This is a genomic window from Ornithinibacillus sp. 4-3 (genome assembly GCF_040958695.1).
In the GTDB taxonomy this organism is placed as follows: domain Bacteria; phylum Bacillota; class Bacilli; order Bacillales; family Amphibacillaceae; genus CALAMD01.
The window spans coordinates 2953578-2979884 of the sequence record NZ_CP162599.1 but is presented as its reverse complement, the minus strand read 5'-3'; the positions used below and the strand labels follow the sequence as shown (position 1 = coordinate 2979884).

The window sequence follows — 26307 nt, the reverse complement described above, 5'->3', positions numbered from 1 at the left end:
AATATTTATAAGACGACTTTCTTCCAAGATATTTAAAGGAGGAAGTAATAATGAATCGAACAAGATTACTTACGACAATGGCATTGCTAATCGCTATTGGTGTGTTAGGATCACACCTTATTTGGTTTCCTGCAGGTATCGCTAAAGCTTATCCAGTTCAGCATGCAGTAAATGTTATTGCTGCTGTAGTACTTGGCCCTGGTCCAGCTGTTGTGATTGCATTTATTATTGGTTTATTAAGAAACATGCTAGGACTAGGCTCATTACTCGCATTTCCAGGAGGAATGATTGGCGCATTTTTAGCAGGCTACTTATATCAAAAGCTAGGTAAGAAATATTTTGCTGCTATCGGAGAAGTGATTGGAAGCGGGGTTATTGGTGCGCTATTCTCTGTACCTTTTGCAAAAATTGTGATGGGCACTTCATTTGGTGCACTATTCTTTATCCCACCTTTCCTTGTAAGTAGCATTGCCGGAGCAGGGATTGCCTTATTTATCGTTGTTCGTATTAAACATGAGAAGTTTATCCAAATAAAAAATTAGTAAAAAGGGGTTGCTTAGAATGAAAAAAGTAGCTTGTTCTTTAACGATTGCAGGTACAGATCCTTCAGGTGGAGCAGGAATTCAAGCAGATTTAAAAACATTTCAAGAATTACAAAGCTATGGGATGTCTATTATTACATCTGTTGTTGCGCAGAATACAACAGGTGTTCAAAACATTCATCATCTTCCACTTGAGATGATTGCTGATCAGTTAGACTCTGTTTTTTCTGATATGCCAGTAAATGCGTTTAAAACAGGAATGATTGCCAATATCGATATGATGGATATTATTTATACGAAAATTAAGGATAGGAATCTTCCCTTCGTGATTGATCCTGTGATGGTTGCTACAAGTGGAGATACGCTAATCAATGAAGATGCGCGAATTTATTTACGGGATAAGCTTGTGCCACTTTGTACAATCATTACGCCAAATATTCCAGAAGCAGAATTTTTAACTGGGGAAAAGATCGAAAATATTGAAGAAATGCAAACAGCAGCAATGAAAATTGTTTATGAATATGGAGCAGGAGCAGCACTTGTGAAAGGTGGACATCTTTCGGGAGACGCAGTTGACTTTCTCTATGATGGAAAAGAAATGCATACCTTTACCGAAAAACGGATTGATACAGTAAATACACATGGAACAGGATGTACATATTCTGCAGCCATTACCGCTTATTTAAGTCATGGATTTTCTTTATTAGAAGCGGTTGAAAAAAGTAAGCATTATGTGACAGAGGCCATTAGGCATTCATTTAATCTAGGTGCAGGAAATGGACCTACCAATCATTTTGCTACTAGAAAGGAAAGTATTTACTCATGAATCTGATTGAACAAGTTAGAAAAGAGCGGCCGTTGATTCATCATTTAACAAATCAAGTGGTAATGAATTTTACAGCAAATGGATTACTTTCCTTTGGGGGATCTCCTATCATGGCAAAAGAACCATCGGAAATACGCAATATCGTTGGGATTGCAAAGGGAGTACTGATTAATATTGGCGCGATGGCAGAGAAGGATTTGAAGGCGATGATTATTGCTGGACAAACTGCAAATGAAAGAGGAATTCCAGTTGTACTTGACCCTGTAGGTGTTGGTGCTTCACATTTTCGAAAGCAAATCATTCAGATCCTATTAGAGGAGATTTCTTTTACTGCCATTAAAGGTAATGCTGGGGAAATGGCACATTTAGTAGCTATTGAATGGGAGACAAAAGGTGTAGATGCTATTGGTAATAATAGCTCCAAATTAGCAGAGATTGCTCAATTGGTTGCAGAAAAATACAATACTTTAGCTGTTGTAACTGGAGAAATTGATATGATTTATCATAACGGAAAATTAAAAGAAAATAGCACTGGTCATGAGTATCTCACAAGAATCACAGGTGCAGGCTGTTTGCTTGGTTCTATTATCACTGCTTGTTTAACAGCTCAAGCAGAAAAACTAGATGCAGCATATAAAGCAGTTCAGTTTTATGGCTTAGCTGCTGAAAAAGCTGCTCAAAGAAGCGATGTAAAAGGCACAGGTACATTCCTTCCTGCCTTTATCGATGAGCTTGGAAAATAAGGAGTGAAGTAATTTATGCAGCATCATTATTTACGAAAATATTTTATTATGGGGAGTCAGAATTGTGATTGTGATCCAGTGATTATTTTACAGGAAGCAATTGAAGCTGGTATTACCGCATTTCAATTTCGAGAGAAAGGAAAAGGCTCTTTAAGTGGAGAAGAGAAAATAACGCTGGGGAAAAAGCTACGAGCACTTTGTCATCATGCTAACATTCCATTTTTTATCAATGATGATATAGAACTTGCTACTGTACTTGATGTGGATGGGATTCATGTGGGACAGGATGATGAAAATCTTGCTAGCTTACGTGCTCAATTCCCTAATCTATTAATCGGCTTATCTATTTCCAATGAAGCGGAATTAAAGAGCAGTCCTGTTCATTTAGCTGATTATGTTGGTGCTGGGCCAGTATTTGCAACAACCTCAAAAGAAGATGCCAAAGCGGCTGTTGGAACAGAATGGATAGCTTATTTACGGAATAAGCATCCTGATTTACCTATTGTAGGAATTGGTGGAATTAATACAGAGAATGCCCATCAAGTAATCGAAGCAGGAGCTGATGGTGTTGCTATTATCTCCGTTATTACAAAATCAGCAGATATTTATAAAACTGTAAGTAAGCTATAAGGGGGAAGAGATATCATGTTATTTAGCGAGCGTCTGTTTAATGCTGTAGAACCAGTCTGGAATAGTTATTTAGAGCATCCATTTGTAAAGGGAATTGGCGAAGGAACACTTGATAAGGAAAAGTTTGTTCATTATATGAAGCAGGATTATGTGTACCTTATTGAGTATTCCCGTGTATTTGCGATTGGTAGTACAAAGGCTAATGACCTAAAAACAATGACGATTTTCGCAAATCTACTTCACGGAACAATGAATTTTGAAATGGATTTACATCGTCAATATGCAGAAAAATTTGGTATTACCAAGGAAGAGCTAGAAGCAACAGAACCTTCTGCGACCATGACTTCTTACACAAGCTATATGCTTAGTCAAGCACAGCTTGGTGGAGTGGAGAATACGATAGCGGCAGTTTTGGCATGTGCATGGAGCTATAACTGGATTGGGAAAAATTTAGCAACATGGCCAGGAGCTACCACGCATGAATTATATGGAGATTGGGTGAAAACATATGCTTCTGATGAATTTACAAGTCTTGCGGAGGATTGTATTGATCTAATCAACGAACATGCGAAAGATAAGCCAGAACATGAGCTTAAAAAGCTAGAAGGAATCTTTGTAAAAACAAGCTACTTTGAATATATGTTCTGGGACATGGCAGAAAACCTCTCCATGTGGCCGGTAAAAGTATTAACAAAATAATAAAGTAAATCGACTGGTTTGAGCTTTGCCTTGAATCAGTCGATTTTTTTGCTTGTTTTCTAGAGTTCATTAATGGATTTAAACAAACTTTAAACAAAGTATACCCTTCCTTTTAACCTTAGACCTCTATCTTAGAATATAGAGGTGATAAAGATGGAATATATCGTTGAAACAAAACGTTTAACGAAAAGCTTTGGAAAAGAACAAGCAGTGAAAAATTTAGAAATGAAAATACCAAGAGGTGAAATCTATGGTTTTTTAGGGCCAAACGGAGCAGGTAAAACTACGACAATTCGTATGTTACTTGGATTAATGAAACCGACGTCTGGTTCTGTACATTTATTTGGAGAAGATATGAAAAGCAATCGAATAGGTATTCTGAAAAATGTGGGATCATTAGTAGAAAACCCATCCTATTATCCACATTTAACAGCTAGAGAAAATTTAGAAGCTAGCCGTAAAATTTTGCGTGTACCAAAGGAAAGAATTAATGAAGTATTAAAGCTAGTTCGCCTACAAGAAGCTGGCAATAAGAAAGTAAAAGGCTTCTCTTTAGGGATGAAGCAACGATTAGGTATTGCTGCTGCTATGCTTCATCAGCCGAAATTACTAATATTGGATGAGCCTACAAATGGGCTGGATCCATCTGGAATTATTGAAATGAGACAATTAATCCAACGTTTGCCAAAAGAATATGGAATGACAGTGGTTATATCTAGTCATTTACTGTCAGAAATTGACCAGATGGCTACTAGAGTTGGAGTGGTTTCAAAAGGGAAACTAATTTTCCAGGATTCGATTGAAGAGATGCGCAAATTTGCTCAAGCTTCTATTCAATTAAGAGTTAATGATAATGAAGGAGCATGGCGTGCCTTACTAGCTAATGGGCAAAAGGCTGATTTACAAGATGAGAATATTGCTTTACAAGTAGAAGATGATGAGCAATTAGCTATTGTTGTTCGTTACCTTGTTCAACAAGGCTTCTCGATTTATCGTGTGCAGGAGGAGAAACGCTCTCTAGAAAATATCTTCTTAGAGATGACGAGGGAGGAGCATGCATAATGATTTTTCCATTGATTAAAGCAGATTTTCTGAAAATCAGGAGAAAAGGAATGTGGCTCTTATCCCTGATTGGACCATTTGGAGTAGTTGCTTTGCAGATGGTCAATTATGGAGTAAGAAAAGATTATTTGTTCCAGCAAATGGATGATCGCTGGCTTTACTATATTTTGAATATTAATTCGTTTACTACACTTGCAATCGTCTTAGGTATTGTCATTTTAACTTCGTTTATTGCTAGTATTGAAGACGAAACTAATGCTTGGAAGCAGTTAGTTGCGATGCCAGTATCAAAGCGAGCAGTTTATTTATCAAAATTCACAGTGATTAGCTGTATATTATTTGTTTCTTCTATACTCCTATTTCTATTTACACTTGGCTATGGAATGACATTAGGATTAGGAGAGGATATTCCATATTTACGATTGTTGGAATATAGCTTCTTTCCTTTCTTTGCGGCATTGCCAGTACTTGGATTACAGCTTTGGATAGCAATTATCTCTAAGAATCAGGCTATTCCAATAACACTAGGGGTAGTCGGTGTAATACTAGCATATTCAGCGCCTGGATTACCTGATTGGTTGATTTGGACATGGCCAACATTATCAAATGATTGGGGACATTCTTATATAAATGTCTTGTTAGGAATTGGTTTTGGGTTCTTATTGTATGTACTTGGAATGACTGATTTTAAAAGAAGGGATGTGAAGTAATGCTAGGACTTATGAGTTCTGAGTGGTTTAAATTACGAAAATCCAAGGTGTTATCTCTTTTACTAGTAGCTCCACTCATTGGCCTGTTAGGTGGTTTAGCTGGTTCGATACCTGGAATGGAAGGTATAAATGAGTGGTATGGAAAGATAGTTATGATGAACTTTTCGTATGGCGTTTTATTGCTCCCATTGATTACTGGTGTTTTCGCAGCAGTGATATGTCGCTATGAGCATCAAGAAGGTGGCTGGAAACAGCTTTTAGCACTACCTGTGACAAGAGGAAATGTTTATCTGGCTAAATTTCTAGTATTGATTCTTATGATGTTAGTGATGCAGCTATTATATCTAGGATCTATTTATTTGGTCGGAACTATTGGGGCTATTACGGACCCTTTTCCAATGGATATTGTCTGGAAATCTATTCTCGGAGGTTGGGTAGCAACCTTTCCGCTCATTGCATTACAGCTATGGTTTTCTTTAATCTTTAACAGCTTTGCCATGCCATTTGCTATCAATGTAATTTTTACCATCCCAAATATTTTAGTACTTAATTCAGAAAAGTTTAGTCCATTTTATCCTTGGTCACAGCCTTTTCTAATGATGAATATTGGAGGAAGTGCAGAAGATTTCTTTTTTGTGCCATGGGAACAAGTATTAACTGCTGTTGGGGGAAGTTTCCTTCTGTTCTTTATAGCTGGCTACCTTTATTTACAGCGAAAAGCGGTCTAATACGAGAGAGGAGTAACAGGGATATACTGTTATTCCTTTTTTCCTATTAATAGGAAAAAGTGCTTCTGTATCTCTACAGGATGTTAAAGTTATAATAGAAAAGTAAGGAGGGAAAGAAATGGCAAAGATATTATATATAGAAGATGAGCAGGAAATTGGCAGCTGGGTAACAGCTGAGCTTACTGACAAAGGATATGAAGTAAGTTGGCTGACCTCAGGTGAACAGTTAGAGGAACAAATAGCAGATGTTGACCTTGCTATACTGGATATTATGTTACCTGGATTAGACGGATTTTCCATTGGTAAAAGAATCAAAAAGATAAATCAAGACATTCCTATCATCATGCTATCTGCTCGTTCTGCTGTAGAAGATAAGCTAGAAGGCTTGAGCTTTGCAGATGATTATGTGACAAAGCCATTTCATCCAGATGAATTAATTGCACGTATTGAGGTATTATTACGTCGTTTTCAGAAGCATGAAGATATGATAGAGGTTGGGCACTTGCAAATAGATATGAAGACCTTAGCAATTACAAATAAAAATACACAGGAAGAAATTTTACTGACAGGTAAACAATTTCAACTTTTCCAATATTTCCTCCGTCATTTAAATCAAATCTTAACGAAAGAACAGCTATATGAAGGGGTTTGGGACGAGCAATTTATTGAAGGGGATAAAACATTAATGGTGCATATTCGGTATTTACGTGAAAAAATTGAAGAAAATCCAGCAAAACCAGTTATTATTGAGACCATTCGTGGGATTGGCTATCGGGTGAAGCAATGAAACGATTTCTAAAATCTCTATTAGCGAAATATATATTAATTATTTTTATTGCGCTTTTTCTACTGCAATCTGCATACCTTACTATTATTATTATATTCTTTAATATATATGAAGATGACTCAGAACAAGCGCAAAGAAACAGAAGCTTTGAAGAAATCGAAGAACAATGGCATGAAGAGGCAAATAAGAACTTATCGGAAGAGGATATTACCCAAATATTTGAGGATTGGCAGGAGAATTATTCAAAAGCAGGCATGTTTTGGGTGAATGGAGAAGGAGTCTTAAAGACTCAGCATAATGTGCAGGAAGAATTGGCCGAGGAATGGGACGTGAGCTATACAGCACAATTTTTGAAAAGTCATTATGATAATGACCCATTTACTGTCGTTGCTTTTGTAGGAGAAGCTGAGCAAGATGGCTTCATTGTTTTTCAACTACCTCGAGATGAGATAAAGTCACAAGGCCAGGCATTAAATGAAAAATACGGCTGGATCATTATTTCATTGACAATTGCTGTAGTCGGTTCATTTATTCTTATTTCACTATGGTTTTTCAAAGGAATCCAAAAGCGACTAGTTTTTCTACAAGAAGCAATGGAAATTCGTGATGTTGACGGCTTGCCAATTCTAATTCAAGAAAAGAAACAGGATGAAATAGGAGATTTGGAAAAAACTTTTAATCGCATGGTACAGGAATTACGGGAAAGTAAAGCACGGGAACAAGAAGAAGAGCAGCTTCGCAAAGAGTTAATTGCTAATTTATCACATGATTTGCGTACACCATTAACCAAAATAAACGCACAAACATTTACTCTACAGAGAATGGATTTACCAGAGGAAGCAAAACATGCATTACAATCAGCATCTAAATCCATTGAAGCAGTAGATAAATTAATTGAAAATCTGATGTCCTATACATTGCTGATGGCAAGTAAATACAAAAAGGAAATAGAAAAAGTAAATATTACCAGATATGTGCGAGAACACTTAGCAACCTGGTACCCTGTTTTTGAAAAAGAAGGGTTTGAGGTTGATATTGAAATAGAACCTTTTGAGCAAAATACATGGGAAATTGATCCCTTATGGTTTAGTCGTATTTTAGACAATCTCTTGCAGAATGTATTACGACATGCTCGAGATGCAAAATATGTGGGAGTACGTACGAAATCGACAAAAACATACGATGCTTTTTTGATTATAGACAAAGGTCAAGGTATACAGGGAGCTACAGAACAAAAAGGAGCAGGAATTGGTTTGTCCATTGTTGATATGATGGTAAAAGGTATGCAACTAAACTGGGAAATTATCTCAAATAAACAAGGCACGATTATAAAAATTATTAGAGGAAAAACTACGCATAAATAGAAGTTAATTTCTTAAAAGAGGATTTTATGATTGGTCTGTGTAATTAATATAGAGGTTTAAAACATAGAGAAAAGGCTATAGGGCTTTAATGGAGAAAGGAATAAACATAATGGTTATTGTATTATTTGAAGTTATTTTAAATGAAGGAAGAAAAGAAGATTATTTACAAATTGCTTCTGAATTAAAGGAGCATTTAGAGAAATCTCCTGGATTTATTCGGGCAGAAAGATTTTCGAGCATTGTTGAGGAAAGAAAACTGCTTAGCATGTCAGTTTGGGAAAATGAAGAAGCAGTACAGAAATGGCGTAATCTAGAAGTTCATCGCTATAGTCAAGCTTCAGGACGTGACGCTATTTTTGAAAGTTATCGTATTACAGTTACAAAAACAATTCGATCTTATACAGAAAAAGATCGTCAAGAAGCACCAACAGACTCCAATCAATATTTTGAAGTGTAGTCGTGTTTTTCATAATATAACTGTGAATAATTCGTCACAAAATTTTCTAAAAAATACTTGTATATCATTTAGATTAGGTTTAGAATTCTTGAATAAAAGAATCAATATGATACGCTAATGAATGGCATTATGTTTTTGGAGGATTTATTTATGAAAAGAAAATTAGTTTTAATAATGTTCATTTTAGGCTTACTTATCTTAGCTGCGTGTGGTGAAAATAATGACGATCAGCATACAAATAACAATGAAAATGAAACAGAACCAGATGAGAAACCTGATTCTAATGAAGATGAAGAAATTCAAGACGAAGTAAAAGAAGTGAATGAAGTAATAGTAGATAATGATAATGTGCATGCAACATTAGTAGAAATCGAGAGAAAAGAGGATATCTTTTTTGACGAAGTTTACAATGTGGTCTTTGAAGTAGAGAATAAGCTTGACCATAATATTGAAGTGCAAGCACGTTCTGTATCAGCAGACGGAGAAATGATTGACGAAACCATCCTTGCGATGAGTCAAGATATTGCTCCTGGAAAAAAGGCAAAAGCAGTGCTTCAAATTCTGAACATGGAGAGCTATGACTTTCCAGAAATGAAGGAAAACTTCGAAATGACTTTACACATTTTCAGCTTTGAAAACTTTGATTACACAGAAGACCACCCAGTTAAAGTGCAATTTTAATTATTTGATGAGTAAAGCAGACATTTGATGAGAGTGTCTGCTTTGTTTTTCTTAAGAAAAAGAAGGGTATACATAGAAAACGAGAAGTAATTAAGGATGATGAACAATGAAATCATTGAATTGGAAAAGAATCTTCAAAATGAGTGCAAAACGTGGGATTAGACAAGCATTAAAGAATACAACTAAAAAGACCAGCAAAAAAAGTACATTGAAGAAATCAAAATGAGAGAGTGGAAAGCTTCCAATCTCTCATTTACAAACTTTCTATACTTTCCTTACTCGGACACGGCGGAATAATATTGGGAACTTGTGCTTTTGAAAATAGGAGAATAAATAACAGCCACAAATAACGATAAGACCACCGACAAATTGCATCCATGTTAATTTCTCGTCTAAGAAAATAAACGCTAAAATGGATGTGAAAACAGGGTTGAAGTTGAGAAAAACTCCAGCTCTAGATGCACCTAGATTTTGAATTCCAATATTCCAAAGGAGCATACAAACAATTGTTGAAATAATTCCGGTATATAATAGTGCAAAGACAAAGGATGTATCAATTGTTGATACAGAGAGTGAAGAAGCACTAAACGGTAATAATAGTGCAAGTCCAATTACTCCTGAGTAAAATGTACATAATAAGGATGAAGTGTGGCGCATTGCCCATTTACTACATGCTGAGTACATCCCCCAAGACAGTACTGCTCCCATCATCCATAAATCTCCAATATTGAAGTTTAATGTTAATAAAAACTTTAAATCCCCTTGAGAAATAACAAAAATAACTCCAATTAATGAAATCATGATTGCTCCCATTTGGTAATGGTTTATTTTTTCGCGTAAAAATATAAAAGCAAAGAAAGCAATAGAAATAGTATTTAATGTGGATATCAATCCTACATTTGTTGTTGAAGTATGTTCTAGTGCAATAAACTGGAATATATTCACAAATATAACTCCGGTTATCCCCATAATGATAAGGGGGATAATTGATTTTTTATGTGGAAGAAATTTCTTTTCCTTCCATAATACAATTGGTAGGAGAACAACCATTGCGACAATCCAACGTAAAGTAGTTAAAGTTACTGGGTCAGTATATGAGACAAGTATCTTACTTACAACAAAGTTACCTCCCCATAGCAAACTTGTAAAAAGTACGATGATTACATATTTATTGATCATATTGATGTCTTCCTCCTACGCTGTCATATGTTATCTATTATAAGCTGTAAAAGGTATAGACGGAATATTATTATAGATAAATAGATAAAAACGAAATGAATTTAAGTTTATGGTATGATTCAAGAAATAATATTAATAAAAGGAATGGAAGAAAGATTAATTTCGGAAGCTTATTAAGGGGGAATTTTCATGGAATCAGCAGTCCATAAAATATTAGATCATATTGATCTTCAAATTCTTGATTTACTTCAAACAGAATCACAGATTAGCAATGCAGAGCTAGCAAGAAGAGTGAATCTATCTTCGCCAGCAACACATGCACGTGTAAAAAGGTTAGAAAAAGAAGGTTTTATTAAATGGCAAATAGCTATTTTAAATCAGGAAAAATTAGGATTTGATCTGCTTTGTTATGTATTTATTAATACGCATATTCATCAAATGAGTCAGCTAGATGAACTGGAGACTGAGCTCCAAAAATTACCAGAAATACTGGAATGTCATTGTATTACTGGGGAGTATGATTATTTGTTGAAAGTAGTCATTCACGATCGTAATAACCTTGATCAATTTATTCGTAAGCTTAATAAATTAGGGATTTCACGTATACTTACGAATCTATCAGTAAGGGAAGTAAAAAACTCTACAATTTTACCGATTATTCAAAATTAACTGTGATAATTGACCTATTTGACATTTCTAAATAGGTCATGTTAGTTTTGAAATTGTGGATAATTTATAAAGAGTAATTGACAGACTATTCGCTTAAATAGGCCGTTCAAAAAGAGGGGATTTTAAGCGTAATTAATCATAACTTTTTATTATCTATACAGTAACGAACAACAAAGAAAAACTAGAAAGGCGGAAGCAGATTGAAACGATCTAATTTATTTAAATTTTTGGGGGCATTTATGCTTTTACTTGTGTTAATCGCATGTTCAGATTCTGATAATGCAGATGAGAACGGAGATTCACAAGACGAAATTAAAAGTGGTGGAGAATTAAATTTAGCATTTCCTTCTCAGCCACCTACTTTAGATAATCACTTAACTACAATGCGTTCAACAGTTGAAGTGACAAGACATATCTTTGAAACATTAGTAACGTATGATTCTGATTATAATGTGGTTCCAATGCTTGCAGAATCTTGGGATGAAAGTGAAGATGGATTAACATACACATTCCATCTACGTGAGGGAGTAAAATTCCATAATGGTGAAGAAATGACAGCAGATGATGTCGTTGCTTCCATGAATCGTTGGTTAGAGAATTCAGGAGCAGGAAAAGAAACATTCACTGACGCTGTATTTACGAAGATTGACGATCAAACAGTTCAATTAGAGCTACAATCCCCAGTATCTATTACATTAGCAATTCTAGCATTTAATGGAGCAAATCTAGCATCTATTATGCCGGCAGAAATTGCTGAAGCTGCTGGTGATGAAAATGTAAGTGAATATATCGGAACAGGTCCATTTCAATTTGAAGAATGGAAACAAGACCAATACATTCATCTATCGAAGTTTGATGATTACGTAGCACTTGATGAACCATCTGATAAATTAGCGGGGAAAAAAGAAGCATTAGTAGATGATTTATATTTCCATTATGTATCAGATTCACATACAACATTATCTGGATTAATGACAGGGGAATATGATGTTGCTTCAAGCGTTTCATTTGATGGAATTGATCAGATTAAAAATGATGAAAATATTGTCATTGATTCAGCACCAGATATGAGAATGAGCTTATATTTTAACAAGAAAAAGGGGTTATTCGCAGACCCAGTAGCACGTAAAGCAATAGCGGTAGGTATTAATAATGATGATATTTTATTAGCTTCATTCGCTAATCCTGAATATTATGGCTTTACGCATCATTTAATGATGTATCATCAAGAGGAACAGTGGTATAGCGATATTGGAAAAGATTTATTTAATCAAAATGATGTAGAAGAAGCGAAGCAATTATTAGAGGAAGCAGGCTATGATGGTGAGGAAATCACACTCATGGTAGGGCGAGATCATGATTATATTTACAATGCATCTGTAGTGCTTCAAGAGCAGTTAGAACAAATGGGAATCAATACGAAGTTAGCAGTATATGATTCAGCAACAGTTACTGAATTACGAGATGATGAAAATGCTTATGATTTATATATGAAGTCAGATACACCAAGATCAGAGCCAACATCACTTTTATTTATGAAGAGTAGCTATTCTGGTTGGACAGATAGCCCAGAGCTAGAAGAGCTATTACAGGATTTCTGGGGACAACCAAACCTTGAGAGTGCTATTGATTTATATGATGATTTACAAGAGTGGTATACAGAATATTTACCAATTATCAAGATTGGTGACGGAAATGCACTTTACGCATATCGTTCAAATATACAAGGTATCGAGTGGATGGACGGACTAATGTTCTGGAATACAGGATTTACAGAATAAGGGTTCACAACTTTGTGTTTTTAAAATAATAGGAGGCTAAATAATGAGTAATTTTACTGTACCAGCACATGAACTAGACGAAAATAATTGCTTTCATAGAAGTACTCCAGAAGCAGAGGGAATTTCCTCTAATGCGATTCAAGCTTTTCTTGACGGTGTGAAGAAAGAGAAGCTAGAGCTACACAGTTTAATGATCCTTCGTAACGGAAAAGTGATTACAGAAGGTGCATGGTCACCATATGAGCTTGAAACAAAGCATTTCATGTTTTCATTATCTAAGAGTGTGACTTCTACTGCAGTAGGTTTTGCGGTATCAGAAGGATTATTATCTCTAGATGATAAGGTGGTTTCCTTCTTCCCAGAACATAGCGATTTAGATATGGATGAAAAGATGGCTTCTATGACGGTTAGACATCTACTTACAATGACATCTGGTTATATTGAAAATATTTCTGGAAGCCTTATTTGGAGTCATAAGAAAACGAGCTGGGTGAAGGAATTCTTACAGCTTCCGTTAACTTATGCACCTGGGACACATTTTGTATATAACAGTGGCTCTAGTCATATGTTATCTGCAATCGTTACAAAGGTTACAGGTTTACCAATTAGTGATTATTTAAAGCCACGATTATTTGATAAAATCAAAATTGAAAATTACACATGGGACAAGGATCCAGAAGGTAATAACACAGGTGGTTGGGGAATTCGTTTTTCTACGGAAGATATAGCGAAATTCGGCCAATTCTATTTACAAAAAGGAAAATGGGAAGGAGAGCAAATCCTTCCAGTAGAATGGATTGATCAAGCAACAACTTATCAAGTATCTACAGCTCACTTAGATAAAGAGCCAAGACAACAAGGATATGGCTTCCAGTTCTGGGTTTCTCATCATGGAGTATATCGTGCAAATGGTGCCTTTGGACAAACAGCTATTATGTTACCACACCAAAATACAGTAATTGCAATTACTGCTGGTATGGATCAAGGTGAAGATGTTATTGGATTGATTTGGGAGCATTTATATCCGGCTTTCCAATCTAGTCCATTAGAAGAAGACACAGCTGCATATGAACAATTACAAGAGAACTTAGAGAATTTATCTCTATTCCCAGCAGTACCTCATTCTTCATCTGTAACTGCTGAGAAAGTATCTGGCAAAAAGTATCAAATGAAAGCAAATGGAGATGGCATCCATACGATCCAGTTTGATTTTTCAAATGATGAATGTTTATTTACGATGGAAGATGATGCAGGAGCACATACAATCCGTTGTGGAATTGGCGAATGGATTCAAGAACCAACTTCAATGCCAGGGGCAATCATTCACCATATGCAGCAACCAGATGATTTAACTGCTACAGCAAGAGGTGTTTGGGAAAATGAGAAAACATTTGTGATGACTTGGACATATCATAATATGCCTTTCTCTGACACAGTAACATGTCATTTTGAAGGAAATAAACTAATCTTCAGAAGACATTCCAATGTAAAAAGACATTTAGATCGCCCACTCATTATTGGGGTGCAAGAATAATATATTAATAGCTTAAACAAGACAATGGCTTGTGCTCAGATTTTATGGGGTGCAAGTCATTTTTGGTTCCTTGTGGGAATGATTTAAAATTGAATTTCTAGTAAAATACCTCGTTTCAACTTAAGATATAGATAGAGGATGTAGTTATAGATAATGAACGAGGAGAGATAATATGAAATTGAAAATAGCACATCAAATTCGCACAAATAACTTTAATGATAAACAAATGCTTGATAAAATCACCAAGCTTTGGAGAGAGGCATCTGAAAAAATTAATGATCAAGATGTAATTAAATATGGAGTATATTTTGATTATCAAGCTGATTATAAAGGGGATTATAGTTTAGCTGTTGGGATAGAAGCAGAGGATGGAGATTTGGAAATACCTGAGCGGCTCAATTTTAAAGTTTTTCAAGTAGATAAGGCTGACGAGATGGGAATTGTTAATACTTGGGCAGAAATTTGGAAGCTAGAAGATGAACAAAGTTTAGAGAGAGCATATACTTTTGATTTTGAGAAGTATTATCCAAATGGAGATGTAGAAATATATATAGCATTAAAAGACACAGGAAATTAAACTTTGTAGCTTTGCAGATTTCTCTTACAAGTAACCGATTTATGATAGAATGATAAGGTGGAAGGAGAGAAGAATTTTGAATATCGTTGTATACTGCGGAGCGAGTGCAGGTGTGGATTCAACTTATATGAAAGAAGCAAAAAATCTTGGGAAGTGGATTGCCAAGAATAATTATAGACTTGTATACGGTGGAGGAAAGGTCGGACTAATGGGGGCTGTTGCTGATGAGGTACTTGCCCATGGTGGAGAAGTAATTGGTATTATACCAAGCTTCCTTGTAGATCGCGAAATTAGCCATCCTGATTTAACACAATTAGATGTTGTAGATTCCATGTCTGAACGTAAAAATCGCATGATTGAACTAGGAGATTGCTATATCGCTTTACCTGGAGGACCAGGTACGCTTGAAGAAATTGCTGAAGTTATTTCCTGGGGGCGTATTGGGCAAAACCTCAATCCAAGCATTTTATATAATGTAAATGGTTATTACGATCATTTAGAAGCTTTTTTCAATAATATGGTGGAAAACGGATTTCTAGATGTAGAGGGTAGAAGAGCGATGCTAGTTACAGATTCTCTACTAGAAATAGAAGACTATATCGTTAATTATGAACCACCAAAAATTCGTACCTATTAATGAAAAATGGATGTCTAGGATTTCCCTAGACATCCATTTTTAAGTTTTAGGGATTTGAATGATTATTCTTGTACCTTCACCTGGCTTTGATTCAACATCAATTGTTCCACCATGAAGCTCAATAATCCCTTTAGTAATATTCATTCCTAGACCAGAGCCCTCCTTCTGCTCCTTCGTATTTGTCCCACGATGATAACGATCAAATAACGTTGCAAGTTCCTCCTCATCCATCCCAATCCCATTATCAACAATTGTAATGGTATGAGCATCATGATTTGTAGCAACATCAACATGGATAGAAATATGTGTTTCAGCTGGATTATGCTTAATTGCATTACCAATGACATTATCAAGCGCACGAATAAATAGATTTCGATCGATTTCTGCAAAAAGCTCTGTACCTTCACTTGAGAAAGAAAACTTAGTATTCTGTAACGTCAAATCCTTTTGATATGCATGAATAGTTTCTTCGACAAAGTGGCTGATGTCCATCATTTGTTTATCAGGCTTAATGACATTGTTTTTTAGTTCAAAGACAAGGGAAAAGTCGTTAACAAGCTGTACGATATGATCGCCTTTTTCACGAATAGTTTTACCGATCTCAACAATTTCATCTTGAGAAAAAGTATATTGATTACTTTCAAGCAAATGTCCGTAACCATGAATCGAAGAGAGAGGTGTACGAATATCATGAGAAATTCCAGCCATCCATTCTTCACGCGTACGTTCAAGCTGTGTTCGTTCTGCCTCAGCAGTTGTAAGCTTCTCGGACATTGTTTGTAGTTCCTGAATAACCTCTTCATACAAGCGGTATTTTCTTCGTGTTTTTCCATTTTTCTTAAATACTTTTTGTTTTTCCTTTTCGGTAAAAAGCTGAAACTTCCTGTCATCAATACGCCCAATCCATTTCATCATCATATACAGTGGTCGCCCATAACGATAACCATTCCAAATCGAGAATAAAACAGCGATTGCTAAACTGATTAACCCTGCATATAAGATTACCTGCGTTTCTCGCTTGAAAAATCTTGTCTCCTGTGGCTTATTGTCAGCAGGAAAATGTATTACCCAAGCAGTGTCTTGTTCAGATAAGTTGCGAAATGCTATATTTCCAGTGTTTTCTCCAGGTTCATGAATCATCATCAATAGCTCGAGAATATTTTCAGGTGCTTGTGAAGTATCACCAACGGACTGGATAATTTCATTGTTTTCATAAATATAGAGCACTGCATCCTGAGGAGTTAATTGTTGCTCTAGTGTTTGAATATCTGCTTCATCAATGGTTTTCTGATCTCCATATTGTTTGATCCATTTATCAAGCAGTTTATCCCCAGGATGATAAAAACCAAATAAAAAATAATATGAATCCGTAAGCCAGGTTGAAAAGGAGGTGCTAACATTATATTCTCCAAGTTGCTTTTCTTCCTCTATTTGTAAAATATCGTTGATTGTATAATGCTCGGCCAAGTCATCGGGTGTATTGAATTCAGAAAGTACTTCGCCTTCTTCATTAATAATTTGTAGCCACATATCATGCTCTTCTAAAAGCTCAATCCAATTATCCTCAAGAGATACCTCGTCTCCATCAATAGTGGCCATTAGGGGGATATTAGAAATTAATCCCTGCTTTGCATTGATTCGTATTTCTTCATTAGTAAATAAATTAATCATCATAAGGAGAAGCACGATGACAAAGAAAAACAATGCTGCGAATAAAACAAAAAATTGAAAAGTGAAATGAAACGCTATCCTTCTTTGAAGCTTCATTGTGCATTTCCTTTCATTAATTTATAGCCGAGTCCACGAACCGTTAATAAATATTCTGGTTGACTCGGATTCACTTCAATCCGTTCACGAATACGGCGAACATGTACCATCACGGTATTATCATCAATATAATGATCCATTCCCCAAACTGCTTGGAAAATTTGCTCCTTCGTAAGAATGCGGTTTGGATTTTTACAGAAATATAGCAACAAGAGAAATACTTGTGCAGGACAAGGAACAACCTTACCGTCAACAATTAATTCCCCGAGATCTTCATCAACAATAAAATGCCCGAAATCATGAATTTTTTTATGAATGGATGTTTCAGCAACCGGTGTGTGCTGCTGTCTTCTCATATATGCCTTAATCCGAGCAATGATTTCAAGGGGATTAAATGGCTTTGTCACATAATCATCGCCGCCTTTTTCAAAGCCAGAGAGTACATCAAAATCATTTACTTTTGCTGTTAAAAATAGAATATAAGCATCTGTATATGTACGAATTTTCTCGCAAAGCTCAAATCCATTTGTATCAGGTAGCATCACATCTAGAATAATAAAATCAACAGGATACTTACGAATATAATCAAGTGCTTTTGCACCAGTTGAAGCTTGATGAATTTGAGAAAAACCTTCTTTTTTTAATACCATTTCAAGCATTTGTATAATGGATTGTTCATCATCAACAAGTAAAATATGAATATCCTTCATTTTTGCACCTCTATCATTCTTGAGATTTCCCACATCATAACATAGTAGCTTTACGTTTAGCTTAACAAATTCCAAGCAAATTAAGGTACTGTTAAGGTTTTTGTTTTCTTATCTGTAAAGCTAGCACTGTAAGCTACTAGTAGATGAATGGCAAGGGAGAGAGATAGATGGAAAATATGAAGGGGAGAATACATACGATTGACGGAATTCGCGGTTTTAGTTTATTTGGCATTTTAAGTGCAAACTTACTTATTTTTCAATATGGGCTTTGGGGCACAATGGAAATAAGTTTATTTGAGCTAAGTAGCTATGATACGTGGATGCATAGCTTTATCGTGTTTCCGACAGAAGGCTCCCACTTCAAAGAACGAGAAGGACAATAGCCCAGTGAATAAGTGGGAGATGAATGTTGGTAAAACACGTACTTTTGTGATAAAATGGGAACATACATTCTAATCTGTGAGGTGAGGTCATGTTCGTTCACAAGGCATACAAATTCCGTATCTATCCTACCAAAGAACAGGAAATACTACTTGCTAAAACAATCGGATGCAGTCGTTTCGTATTCAATCACTTTTTAAGGCAATGGAACGAAACATACAAAGAAACAGGCAAAGGATTAACGTATCATGCTTGTTCTGCCGAATTAACCAAATTGAAAAAAGAATTAATATGGCTAAAAGAAGTGGATAGTATTGCCCTTCAATCTTCCCTTAAAAATCTTGCTGATGCATATACACGATTCTTCAAGAAACAAAATAAAGCACCGCGCTTCAAGTCTAAAAAGAATGACGTACAATCCTACACGACGAAAGAAACAAATAATAATATTACTCTTATAGATAATCGAATCAAGTTACCGAAACTTGGTCTTGTTCGCTTTGCCAAAAGCCGTGATGTAGAAGGTCGAATCCTAAATGCGACAATTAGACGTAATCCTAGTGGCAAATATTTTGTATCCATTTTAGCCGAAACAGAAGTACAACCATTGGAGAAAACGGAATCATCTATCGGTATCGACTTAGGCATCACTGACTTTGCTATCCTTTCTGATGGTCGTAAGATGGACAATCATAAGTTCACCTCAAAAATGGAAAAGAAACTAAAACGTGAACAGCGAAAGCTTTCCAGACGTGCATTACAGGCGAAGAAAAATGGCATGAACCTGCTTGATGCCAAAAACTATCAGAAGCAAAAACGTAAAGTTGCTAAATTACACGAAAAAGTAATGAACCAACGTGACGATTTCCTTAACAAGTTAAGTACAGCAATCATCAAAAACCACGATATTGTCTGTATCGAAGACTTGAATACCAAAGGAATGTTACGTAATCACAAGTTAGCAAAATCAATCTCTGATGTATCATGGTCTGCTTTTGTATCGAAATTAGAATACAAAGCGAAATGGTACGGTAAAACCATCATAAAAATAAGCAGGTGGTTTCCGTCTAGTCAAATATGTTTCGCTTGTGGACAGCTAGCTGGCAAGAAAACGCTTGACATGAGAAAATGGACTTGTCCTGTTTGTCATGAGCATCACGATAGAGATATCAATGCGAGTAAAAATATCTTAGCGGAGGGTTTAAGTAGCTTAAACTCTGCTTAAATGAAATATAGAACCGTAGGGACTACGGGGATAGCTTGGTTCATAAGAGAAACCGCTGTTGACAAAGAAATACGTCCACAAGTACGCTCTGTTCCCAAGAATCTCCCACTTCCATCAGATCGTGAGGTCGATAAGTGGGGGTAGTTCAATTGGCTACTCGATGATTATTATGACCAATAATTTTGAAAATCGTGGACTAGGTGTGAAACGTCATTTATTCCGACGCTCCATATTTTTAATTGTACTGGGAATTTTACATGGCATATATATTTGGGAAGGGGATATTTTATTATCTTACGGGGTTTTAATGCTATTATTAATCCCTTTTGCACGTCGTTCTGCGAAGGCAATTTTTATTTGGGCGATTGTGCTTTGGACAATTTTTGTAGTATTAATTGGGATTGGTGGATCACTTGAAGAGAATATCACAGAATTTGAGGATTCAGAATCCCTCTATGCATATGTAGAAAAAACTAAAATAATTTATGGAACTGGAACATATCAGGAAATTATGGATTTCCGAAATAATGAGGAAGTAGATATCCTTAATGGTGTAGAAATACTAATAGCGATGCTTTTCTTACCATTTATGATGTTACCAATGTTTCTAATGGGGATGTATGCTGGGAAGAAGAAATGGTTTATGAATATAGATGGATGTAGCCAGCGTTTAGGTTTACTGGCAGGTACGCTTATCTTTATAGGAATTGCTGGGAAATCTCTTCATATTTTAGCGCAGACATTATGGTTAAGCGATTTAGTATTTTTTATTGGAACATATAGCCTATCATTTGGTTATATTTGCTTGATTGCTTATATCTATCATCAAGTAGCCCTGCGAAAGAATATGAAATACTTTGAAGCCGTTGGAAAGATGTCACTCACAAATTATATCTTGCAATCTGTTATTTGTACGATAATATTCTACGGATATGGCTTTGGATGGTTTGGGAAGCTAGGGGTAACAACTGCTTTCTTGATAGGAATTGGTATTTTTATTGGACAAATGATTTTAAGCTACTTGTATTTCAAGGTGTTTAACACAGGGCCATTAGAGCATCTTGCGAGAATGTGGACATATTTTTCTTTCCGAGGAAAAAATAAACGAGATAAGAATTGTCAAGCTTCGAAAGCTTAAATAAGGAAGGCGTAGTGATTACCATTATGGGAAATTACTGCGTCTAATTTTTCCTGCACTTATCAAGTGACCATCCTCCATATATTCGATAAAATGATATTATGATATAATATTCAATCCATTCGTCATAAGGGGGAAATAATATGGTTATCTTATTAGTAGAAGATGATAAGACAATTGCAACAGGTATCCAGTATTCACTTGAACAAGAGGGTTTTACTACTTGGATTTGTGAGGATCTTGCCTCTGCTAAAGTGCTTATTCAGGATAGTCTTACAGAAATTTCCCTTTGTTTACTTGATTTAACATTGCCTGATGGTAGTGGCTATGATATATGTCGTTTAATTAAAGAACGTAGCGATATTCCAGTTATTTTCTTATCTGCAGTAGATGATGAAGTAAATGTTGTTATGGGACTCGATATGGGGGCAGATGATTATATTACGAAGCCATTTCGAATTCGTGAGTTACTATCCCGGATTAAAACAGTCTTACGACGCTATCAAAAGCATATAAGTTCAACATCTGCTGTGGAAATTGAAAATATAAAGATTCTGTTACTTGAAGGAAAAGTGTATAAGGAAGGGGAAGAGGTTATATTAACCGCATTGGAATACCGTCTCTTACTTATTTTTGCAAATCATATAGGTCAAGTACTGTCACGAGATCAGCTGCTTGAGCAAATTTGGGATATTGCCGGAGATTTTGTAAATGATAACACATTAACGGTTTACATCAAGCGACTACGTGAAAAATTAGAAGACATACCACAACAGCCAAAGATTATTAAAACGGTTCGTGGACTTGGCTATAAGATGGGTGAGTAATATGTTACGTAACCAAGAGTATCGAGTTTTTTTGATTATTATAATCTTTATTAGTTTATTGGCAGTAATTTTCACAAGCCTTTATACAGAATTTGCGGTTGTCATTGTAGCTATTACAAGTATCCTACTTATTTCAGCAATGCTGATTTTTACAAATTGGCGTTACCGAAGAATAAAACAACTCTCCTCTTATTTACGGAAAATTAGTGCAGGAGACTATAGACTAGATGTTCGTGATAATCATGAAGGTGAGCTTAGTATTTTAAAGAGTGATATATACAAAGTGACAAAGATGCTGTCTGATCATCAATCCTTGCTACAGGAGGATAAAATACAGTTAATGGACGCCATTTCTGATATTTCTCATCAGCTTAAGACACCGTTGACTTCTATGACAGTTATGACAGATCTATTGAAACAAGATAATTTACCACAAGAAAAGCGGATTGAATTTGTCCATCATATTCAGACACAGCTTGAAAGAATTGAATGGCTTGTTAGTTCGTTATTAACTTTATCAAAAATAGATGCAGGTGCCATTCAGTTTAAGGAAGACCCTATTTATGTGAAAGATATAATCGATTCTCTCCTAGATAGCCTAGCAATACCGATAGAAATTAAAGAGCTTGATATAAATATAAATGGCTCAGAAACGGCTAGCTTCCAAGGAGATGAAAAATGGACGAAGGAAGCATTGCTAAATATAATGAAAAATAATATCGAGCATTTAGCTGAGGGAGGAAAAATCTCCATATCCTTTGAGGAAAACCCATTGTATACAGAAATAGTTATTCGTGATAATGGACAAGGGATTTCCAAAGAAGACTTGCCTTATATTTTTAAACGATTTTATCGAGGGAAAAATGCAAACGAAAATAGTGTCGGTATTGGATTAGCAATCGCCCATCAGATTATTACAAAGCAAAATGGCGCAATAGATGTTACTAGCCAAGCGGGAATTGGTACAACTTTTCATGTGAAACTCTATCATGTACATAAAGAGGTTGTTCATAAAGAATAATCATTCAAACACTTATTTGTGACATAATGGCAGATAGGTGTTTTTTTGATTAGGATAATTTTTAGACAGAGATGGTGTGTACCCAATAAGTATGAGATTTCACTCGGCATTCTACGTTTTTTATTCCAAAGTGACGATTTTGTCACTTTAAAGTCACGGGAGAGTCATTTTACCATTTTATACTGTGTTTAACAGCTCAAATTGGAGGTAATAACATGGATATATTAAAAATAGAAAATTTATCAAAAGTATATGGTAAAGGTGAAACAGCAGTTAAGGCACTAAATGATGTTTCTTTTTCCGTGAAAAAAGGAGAATTTGTTGCGATTATTGGCCCATCTGGTTCGGGGAAATCAACCTTGCTTCATATGCTCGGTGGAGTGGACAGACCAACAAGTGGGAAGGTCTATATTGATAACACTGATATTTATAACTTAGACGAAACACAGCTAGCGATTTTTCGCCGTCGTCAAATCGGTTTGATTTATCAGTTTTATAATTTAATTCCTGTTCTTACTGTAGAGGAAAATATTACGTTACCATTATTATTAGATGGTCACTCTGTGGATAATACTCAATTTAAAAATATTGTTGGAAATTTAGGCCTAGAACAACGTCTAAAACATTTACCTAACCAGCTTTCAGGTGGACAGCAGCAACGTGTATCAATCGGAAGAGCATTGATTTGTAACCCTGCATTAATGCTTGCAGATGAACCAACAGGTAACTTAGATAGCCAAAACAGTGCAGAAATTATTGAGCTTCTAAAAATGTTCAACAAAACATATAATCAGACTTTGATTGTAATCACACATGACGAACAAATTGCCCTACAAGCAGATCGTATTATCACTATAGAAGATGGACGTATCGCAAAAGATGAGGTGGTTCGTTCATGAATATTGTCAATAAGATAACGCTAAGACAGTTAAAGGAAAATAAGCGCCGCACATTTGTGACGATTATTGGCATCATTATTTCTGTAGCCATGTTAACTGCGGTAGCAACCATTGGAGTTTCCTTTCTTGACCTCCTGCAGAGACAGACGATAGCGGAGCAAGGAGAATGGCATACGATTTATAAAGATGTAGATCAGGACCAAATAGAAGCAATAGAAAAAGAAGAAAATACCAAAGAAGTTCTTTTATCAAGAGATTTAGGGTATGCAGAATTAGCTAGTAGTCAAAATCCTAATAAACCTTATCTGTTTATCAAAGGTTATAATGATGCAGCAATTGCTAAATATCCTTTAGAATTAGCGGATGGTCACTGGCCAAAGGCGGAAAATGAAATTGTCGTTCCTGAAACAGTTTTACCATTTGGGCTGAAGATTGGTGATCAACTTGATTTAGAAATAGGAGAGCGCTATTTTACTAATGAAGAAGGTGATGAAGAACCAACGACATATGATCAGCGCTATTCTTTAAACAAAGATGTTGATGGTGAAGTTGCCGAAGTATTAGAAAATAAAGTACCTCAAGAATACACAATTGTTGGAACGATGAAGACACCAATATGGGAGCTATCATGGTCGCCAGGATATACTGCAATAACCTATGTAGATGAAACTACAATCTCTGCAGAAAATCCAGTGAATGCTGCAGTCATATTAAATAAAATTTCTTCTCTATTCTCCCCATCTATTTTTGAAGAAGGGGAAGCATTTGCAAAAAAACATCAAATAGAAGAAGTAGGCTTTAATACTGATTTACTACGATTTTCTGGTGTGATGAGAGATGGTGGAATGAAGTCAGCTCTTTATGGTGTATCTGCTGTTATTATGCTGATTATCATGCTTGGTTCTGTATCACTAATTTATAATGCGTTTGCTATTTCCGTTGCGGAACGTTCACGCTATCTAGGTATGTTAGGAAGTGTAGGGGCAACGAAGCAGCAAAAAAGAAACTCAGTATTTTTTGAAGGGGCAGTCATAGGAATTTTTAGTATCCCATTAGGTATCTTATTTGGACTGCTTGGTATGTATATAACCTTTACAATTATTAATAATTATAAAGGTGGTTTAGCATCCGCCTTAGGTGTGGCAGAAGGGCTTAATGTCGTTGTAACACCAGGATCTATTATTGTTGCAATTATCGTGTCTATTATCACGATTTTTATTTCTACATTTATTCCTGCCCGCAGAGCATCAAAAGTTTCACCAATTGATGCGATTAAACAAATGACAGATGTTAAGCTATCAGGGAAAAGTGTAAAAACTTCAAAATTAGTGAGGAAGATTTTTGGTATTGAAGCGGAAATAGGCTTGAAAAACTTAAAACGAAATAAACGTCGTTACCAAGCAACAGTATTTTCATTAGTTATTAGCCTTGTTTTATTTTTATCAGTAACCTATTTTACGAATGATATGAAAAAATCACTTTCCTTAACACAACAGGATGTTAATTTTGATATATACATTGATTTACTAAATGATGAAGATGAGAATTTTGTTCAGCAAATAAGAGAATTGAAAGACGTAAAGGAATCCACTCACATAAGTATGCACTATATGCAGGCTTTAGTTGACAAGGATCAAGTCTCTGAATCGCTTCTAGAAAGTAGCTCACCAGAGGAAAATGGTAAATATATGTATTCTGTGGTACTTCATGTGTTAGATGATACTTATTTACAAGACTATGCAAAAAGAATTGATGTTTCGTATGATACATTAAATCAAGAAAACCAAGCTATTTTAATTGGAAATGCAAAATACGAAGATGTCAATGCAGGAAAATATGTAGAAGAACAAGTGATTGATGCAAAAGAAGGAGATAAAATTACTTTAGATTATGAGATATATCATGAAAATGAATTTGAATATGCCTATTTTGCAGACGTAAACATTGCTAAAGTAACGGATGAATTACCAATGGGTGTGAGTAGTGAAGGATATGGTAACTTAAATCTCATTGTTTCTGAAAAGTCCTTTGAGCAATTTGAGCAGAAAGACAAGTTAAATAGTCCATTAAAAAGACTCTTTTTAACTAGTTCAGATCCTGTAGCTACACAGCAAGAAATAGAAGAAATTGATGTGAATGAACACAATATTTTTAATTTGTACCAAATCCGTCAGAGTGATGAGCAGCTTACAACAATTCTATCTATTTTCACTTATGGGTTCATTGCTTTAATTACATTGATTTCCATTGCTAATATTTTAAATACAATCTCAACAAGTATCGCTTTAAGAAAAAGAGAATTTGGGATGTTAAAATCAATCGGTATGACTCCAAAAGGCTTTAATAAAATGATTAATTATGAAAGTATTTTTTATGGAATAAAGGCATTACTTTATGGAATTCCATTAAGTATAGGAGCAATGTATCTCGTTCATCATGCATTAAGCTCAAGCTTTATCTATAGCTTTACCTTACCATGGTTTGAGATGCTCTTTGCTGTAATTGCAGTATTCCTGATCGTGCTAATCTCCATGACCTATGCTAGTGCAAAAGTGAAAAAAGAGAATATTATTGATGCATTGAAACAGGAGAATATATAGAAAGAAACACACTTGGGCTGAGAGGCTCAAGTGTGTTTCTATATTCCTTAAGAAGGATCGATTAATGCCTTTGCCTTAGGCCATCTGCAACGATATTATCGAGCTTTATTTTTTTGTAATTACTTGTTTTACG

Annotated in this window: 27 protein-coding genes; 24 read left to right on the top strand and 3 right to left on the bottom strand. The window is 35.4% G+C overall.

The window, feature by feature from the left end:
• Positions 1-50 precede the first annotated feature (50 nt).
• The 12 genes from thiW (at position 51) to AB4Y30_RS14485 (ending at position 9229) form a co-directional block, all read left to right on the top strand.
• Positions 51-542 carry an energy coupling factor transporter S component ThiW gene (gene thiW / locus AB4Y30_RS14540; protein WP_368652940.1) on the top strand — a complete coding sequence of 164 codons (492 nt, stop codon included), beginning with the start codon at positions 51-53 and terminating at the stop codon, positions 540-542.
• 19 nt (positions 543-561) lie between these two features.
• Positions 562-1368, top strand: coding sequence for a bifunctional hydroxymethylpyrimidine kinase/phosphomethylpyrimidine kinase (thiD, locus tag AB4Y30_RS14535; protein WP_368652939.1), 807 nt, complete (start codon positions 562-564; stop codon positions 1366-1368).
• Positions 1365-2111, top strand: a complete 747-nt coding sequence (gene thiM, locus AB4Y30_RS14530) for a hydroxyethylthiazole kinase (protein WP_368652938.1) — start codon at positions 1365-1367, stop codon at positions 2109-2111. Before thiD ends, thiM begins: the two co-directional genes overlap by 4 nt.
• Before the next feature lie 15 nt (positions 2112-2126).
• Entirely contained in the window at positions 2127-2741 is a 615-nt protein-coding gene (thiE, locus tag AB4Y30_RS14525) for a thiamine phosphate synthase (protein WP_368652937.1), read from the top strand.
• 15 nt (positions 2742-2756) lie between these two features.
• On the top strand, positions 2757-3440 hold the full coding sequence (gene tenA / locus AB4Y30_RS14520) for a thiaminase II (protein ID WP_368652936.1): 684 nt from the start codon (positions 2757-2759) through the stop codon (positions 3438-3440).
• Between the two features lie 153 nt (positions 3441-3593).
• Entirely contained in the window at positions 3594-4502 is a 909-nt protein-coding gene (locus AB4Y30_RS14515; protein ID WP_368652935.1) for an ABC transporter ATP-binding protein, read from the top strand.
• Entirely contained in the window at positions 4502-5212 is a 711-nt protein-coding gene (locus tag AB4Y30_RS14510) for an ABC transporter permease (protein ID WP_368652934.1), read from the top strand. Before AB4Y30_RS14515 ends, AB4Y30_RS14510 begins: the two co-directional genes overlap by 1 nt.
• Complete coding sequence (locus AB4Y30_RS14505; protein WP_368652933.1) at positions 5212-5940, top strand: ABC transporter permease; 729 nt, start codon at positions 5212-5214, stop codon at positions 5938-5940. The genes AB4Y30_RS14510 and AB4Y30_RS14505 overlap by 1 nt, the downstream gene beginning before the upstream one ends.
• Before the next feature lie 118 nt (positions 5941-6058).
• A complete protein-coding gene (locus tag AB4Y30_RS14500) occupies positions 6059-6727 on the top strand; it encodes a response regulator transcription factor (protein WP_368652932.1) in 669 nt (222 codons plus the stop codon).
• Entirely contained in the window at positions 6724-8091 is a 1368-nt protein-coding gene (locus AB4Y30_RS14495; RefSeq protein WP_368652931.1) for a histidine kinase dimerization/phospho-acceptor domain-containing protein, read from the top strand. Before AB4Y30_RS14500 ends, AB4Y30_RS14495 begins: the two co-directional genes overlap by 4 nt.
• Before the next feature lie 109 nt (positions 8092-8200).
• Positions 8201-8548, top strand: a complete 348-nt coding sequence (locus AB4Y30_RS14490) for an antibiotic biosynthesis monooxygenase (protein WP_368652930.1) — start codon at positions 8201-8203, stop codon at positions 8546-8548.
• Positions 8549-8698: 150 nt separating this feature from the next.
• Positions 8699-9229 (top strand): hypothetical protein, encoded by a 531-nt coding sequence (locus AB4Y30_RS14485; protein WP_368652929.1) that lies wholly within the window; start codon positions 8699-8701, stop codon positions 9227-9229.
• A 264-nt stretch (positions 9230-9493) separates the two neighbouring features.
• On the opposite strand, the gene AB4Y30_RS14480 is transcribed toward AB4Y30_RS14485, so the two are convergent.
• The gene (locus AB4Y30_RS14480) at positions 9494-10408 is read right to left on the bottom strand and encodes a DMT family transporter (RefSeq protein WP_368652928.1); all 915 of its coding nucleotides are present in this window, start codon (positions 10406-10408) and stop codon (positions 9494-9496) included.
• A 189-nt stretch (positions 10409-10597) separates the two neighbouring features.
• Between AB4Y30_RS14480 and AB4Y30_RS14475 the strand changes: the two genes are divergently transcribed.
• From AB4Y30_RS14475 to AB4Y30_RS14455, 5 genes are all read left to right on the top strand, one after another.
• Complete coding sequence (locus tag AB4Y30_RS14475; protein WP_368652927.1) at positions 10598-11077, top strand: Lrp/AsnC family transcriptional regulator; 480 nt, start codon at positions 10598-10600, stop codon at positions 11075-11077.
• A 200-nt stretch (positions 11078-11277) separates the two neighbouring features.
• Entirely contained in the window at positions 11278-12858 is a 1581-nt protein-coding gene (locus AB4Y30_RS14470) for an ABC transporter substrate-binding protein (protein ID WP_368652926.1), read from the top strand.
• Between the two features lie 43 nt (positions 12859-12901).
• Complete coding sequence (locus AB4Y30_RS14465; protein WP_368652925.1) at positions 12902-14392, top strand: serine hydrolase domain-containing protein; 1491 nt, start codon at positions 12902-12904, stop codon at positions 14390-14392.
• Positions 14393-14564: 172 nt separating this feature from the next.
• The gene (locus AB4Y30_RS14460) at positions 14565-14969 is read left to right on the top strand and encodes a GyrI-like domain-containing protein (RefSeq protein ID WP_368652924.1); all 405 of its coding nucleotides are present in this window, start codon (positions 14565-14567) and stop codon (positions 14967-14969) included.
• Between the two features lie 76 nt (positions 14970-15045).
• Complete coding sequence (locus AB4Y30_RS14455) at positions 15046-15606, top strand: TIGR00730 family Rossman fold protein (protein WP_368652923.1); 561 nt, start codon at positions 15046-15048, stop codon at positions 15604-15606.
• Positions 15607-15645: 39 nt separating this feature from the next.
• Here the strand turns inward: AB4Y30_RS14455 and AB4Y30_RS14450 are convergent, their stop codons facing one another.
• Entirely contained in the window at positions 15646-17373 is a 1728-nt protein-coding gene (locus tag AB4Y30_RS14450; protein WP_368652922.1) for a sensor histidine kinase, read from the bottom strand.
• On the bottom strand, positions 17370-18083 hold the full coding sequence (locus AB4Y30_RS14445; RefSeq protein WP_368652921.1) for a response regulator transcription factor: 714 nt from the start codon (positions 18081-18083) through the stop codon (positions 17370-17372). Before AB4Y30_RS14445 ends, AB4Y30_RS14450 begins: the two co-directional genes overlap by 4 nt.
• Positions 18084-18250: 167 nt before the next feature.
• Here AB4Y30_RS14445 and AB4Y30_RS14440 point away from each other — a divergent pair, with 167 nt between their 5' ends.
• The 7 genes from AB4Y30_RS14440 (at position 18251) to AB4Y30_RS14410 (ending at position 26174) form a co-directional block, all read left to right on the top strand.
• The gene (locus AB4Y30_RS14440) at positions 18251-18466 is read left to right on the top strand and encodes a hypothetical protein (protein ID WP_368652920.1); all 216 of its coding nucleotides are present in this window, start codon (positions 18251-18253) and stop codon (positions 18464-18466) included.
• A gap of 89 nt (positions 18467-18555) precedes the next feature.
• Positions 18556-19689 carry an IS200/IS605 family element RNA-guided endonuclease TnpB gene (tnpB, locus tag AB4Y30_RS14435; protein WP_368652919.1) on the top strand — a complete coding sequence of 378 codons (1134 nt, stop codon included), beginning with the start codon at positions 18556-18558 and terminating at the stop codon, positions 19687-19689.
• Between the two features lie 58 nt (positions 19690-19747).
• The gene (locus AB4Y30_RS14430; RefSeq protein WP_368652918.1) at positions 19748-20827 is read left to right on the top strand and encodes a DUF418 domain-containing protein; all 1080 of its coding nucleotides are present in this window, start codon (positions 19748-19750) and stop codon (positions 20825-20827) included.
• A gap of 143 nt (positions 20828-20970) precedes the next feature.
• Positions 20971-21654 carry a response regulator transcription factor gene (locus AB4Y30_RS14425; RefSeq protein ID WP_368652917.1) on the top strand — a complete coding sequence of 228 codons (684 nt, stop codon included), beginning with the start codon at positions 20971-20973 and terminating at the stop codon, positions 21652-21654.
• Between the two features lies 1 nt (position 21655).
• Positions 21656-22675 (top strand): sensor histidine kinase, encoded by a 1020-nt coding sequence (locus AB4Y30_RS14420; protein WP_368652916.1) that lies wholly within the window; start codon positions 21656-21658, stop codon positions 22673-22675.
• A 215-nt stretch (positions 22676-22890) separates the two neighbouring features.
• Positions 22891-23574 carry an ABC transporter ATP-binding protein gene (locus AB4Y30_RS14415; RefSeq protein ID WP_368652915.1) on the top strand — a complete coding sequence of 228 codons (684 nt, stop codon included), beginning with the start codon at positions 22891-22893 and terminating at the stop codon, positions 23572-23574.
• Positions 23571-26174, top strand: coding sequence for an ABC transporter permease (locus AB4Y30_RS14410; RefSeq protein ID WP_368652914.1), 2604 nt, complete (start codon positions 23571-23573; stop codon positions 26172-26174). Before AB4Y30_RS14415 ends, AB4Y30_RS14410 begins: the two co-directional genes overlap by 4 nt.
• The last annotated feature ends 133 nt before the right edge of the window (positions 26175-26307 follow it).

Excerpts from the sequence above, each read along its gene's own strand:
- thiW (WP_368652940.1), top strand. The coding sequence starts at position 51 with ATGAATCGAACAAGATTACTTACGACAATGGCATTGCTAATCGCTATT.
- thiD (WP_368652939.1), top strand. The coding sequence starts at position 562 with ATGAAAAAAGTAGCTTGTTCTTTAACGATTGCAGGTACAGATCCTTCA.
- thiM (WP_368652938.1), top strand. The coding sequence starts at position 1,365 with ATGAATCTGATTGAACAAGTTAGAAAAGAGCGGCCGTTGATTCATCAT.
- thiE (WP_368652937.1), top strand. The coding sequence starts at position 2,127 with ATGCAGCATCATTATTTACGAAAATATTTTATTATGGGGAGTCAGAAT.
- tenA (WP_368652936.1), top strand. The coding sequence starts at position 2,757 with ATGTTATTTAGCGAGCGTCTGTTTAATGCTGTAGAACCAGTCTGGAAT.
- AB4Y30_RS14515 (WP_368652935.1), top strand. The coding sequence starts at position 3,594 with ATGGAATATATCGTTGAAACAAAACGTTTAACGAAAAGCTTTGGAAAA.
- AB4Y30_RS14510 (WP_368652934.1), top strand. The coding sequence starts at position 4,502 with ATGATTTTTCCATTGATTAAAGCAGATTTTCTGAAAATCAGGAGAAAA.
- AB4Y30_RS14505 (WP_368652933.1), top strand. The coding sequence starts at position 5,212 with ATGCTAGGACTTATGAGTTCTGAGTGGTTTAAATTACGAAAATCCAAG.
- AB4Y30_RS14500 (WP_368652932.1), top strand. The coding sequence starts at position 6,059 with ATGGCAAAGATATTATATATAGAAGATGAGCAGGAAATTGGCAGCTGG.
- AB4Y30_RS14495 (WP_368652931.1), top strand. The coding sequence starts at position 6,724 with ATGAAACGATTTCTAAAATCTCTATTAGCGAAATATATATTAATTATT.
- AB4Y30_RS14490 (WP_368652930.1), top strand. The coding sequence starts at position 8,201 with ATGGTTATTGTATTATTTGAAGTTATTTTAAATGAAGGAAGAAAAGAA.
- AB4Y30_RS14485 (WP_368652929.1), top strand. The coding sequence starts at position 8,699 with ATGAAAAGAAAATTAGTTTTAATAATGTTCATTTTAGGCTTACTTATC.
- AB4Y30_RS14480 (WP_368652928.1), bottom strand. The coding sequence starts at position 10,408 with ATGATCAATAAATATGTAATCATCGTACTTTTTACAAGTTTGCTATGG.
- AB4Y30_RS14475 (WP_368652927.1), top strand. The coding sequence starts at position 10,598 with ATGGAATCAGCAGTCCATAAAATATTAGATCATATTGATCTTCAAATT.
- AB4Y30_RS14465 (WP_368652925.1), top strand. The coding sequence starts at position 12,902 with ATGAGTAATTTTACTGTACCAGCACATGAACTAGACGAAAATAATTGC.
- AB4Y30_RS14460 (WP_368652924.1), top strand. The coding sequence starts at position 14,565 with ATGAAATTGAAAATAGCACATCAAATTCGCACAAATAACTTTAATGAT.
- AB4Y30_RS14450 (WP_368652922.1), bottom strand. The coding sequence starts at position 17,373 with ATGAAGCTTCAAAGAAGGATAGCGTTTCATTTCACTTTTCAATTTTTT.
- AB4Y30_RS14445 (WP_368652921.1), bottom strand. The coding sequence starts at position 18,083 with ATGAAGGATATTCATATTTTACTTGTTGATGATGAACAATCCATTATA.
- AB4Y30_RS14440 (WP_368652920.1), top strand. The coding sequence starts at position 18,251 with ATGGAAAATATGAAGGGGAGAATACATACGATTGACGGAATTCGCGGT.
- tnpB (WP_368652919.1), top strand. The coding sequence starts at position 18,556 with ATGTTCGTTCACAAGGCATACAAATTCCGTATCTATCCTACCAAAGAA.
- AB4Y30_RS14425 (WP_368652917.1), top strand. The coding sequence starts at position 20,971 with ATGGTTATCTTATTAGTAGAAGATGATAAGACAATTGCAACAGGTATC.
- AB4Y30_RS14420 (WP_368652916.1), top strand. The coding sequence starts at position 21,656 with ATGTTACGTAACCAAGAGTATCGAGTTTTTTTGATTATTATAATCTTT.
- AB4Y30_RS14415 (WP_368652915.1), top strand. The coding sequence starts at position 22,891 with ATGGATATATTAAAAATAGAAAATTTATCAAAAGTATATGGTAAAGGT.
- AB4Y30_RS14410 (WP_368652914.1), top strand. The coding sequence starts at position 23,571 with ATGAATATTGTCAATAAGATAACGCTAAGACAGTTAAAGGAAAATAAG.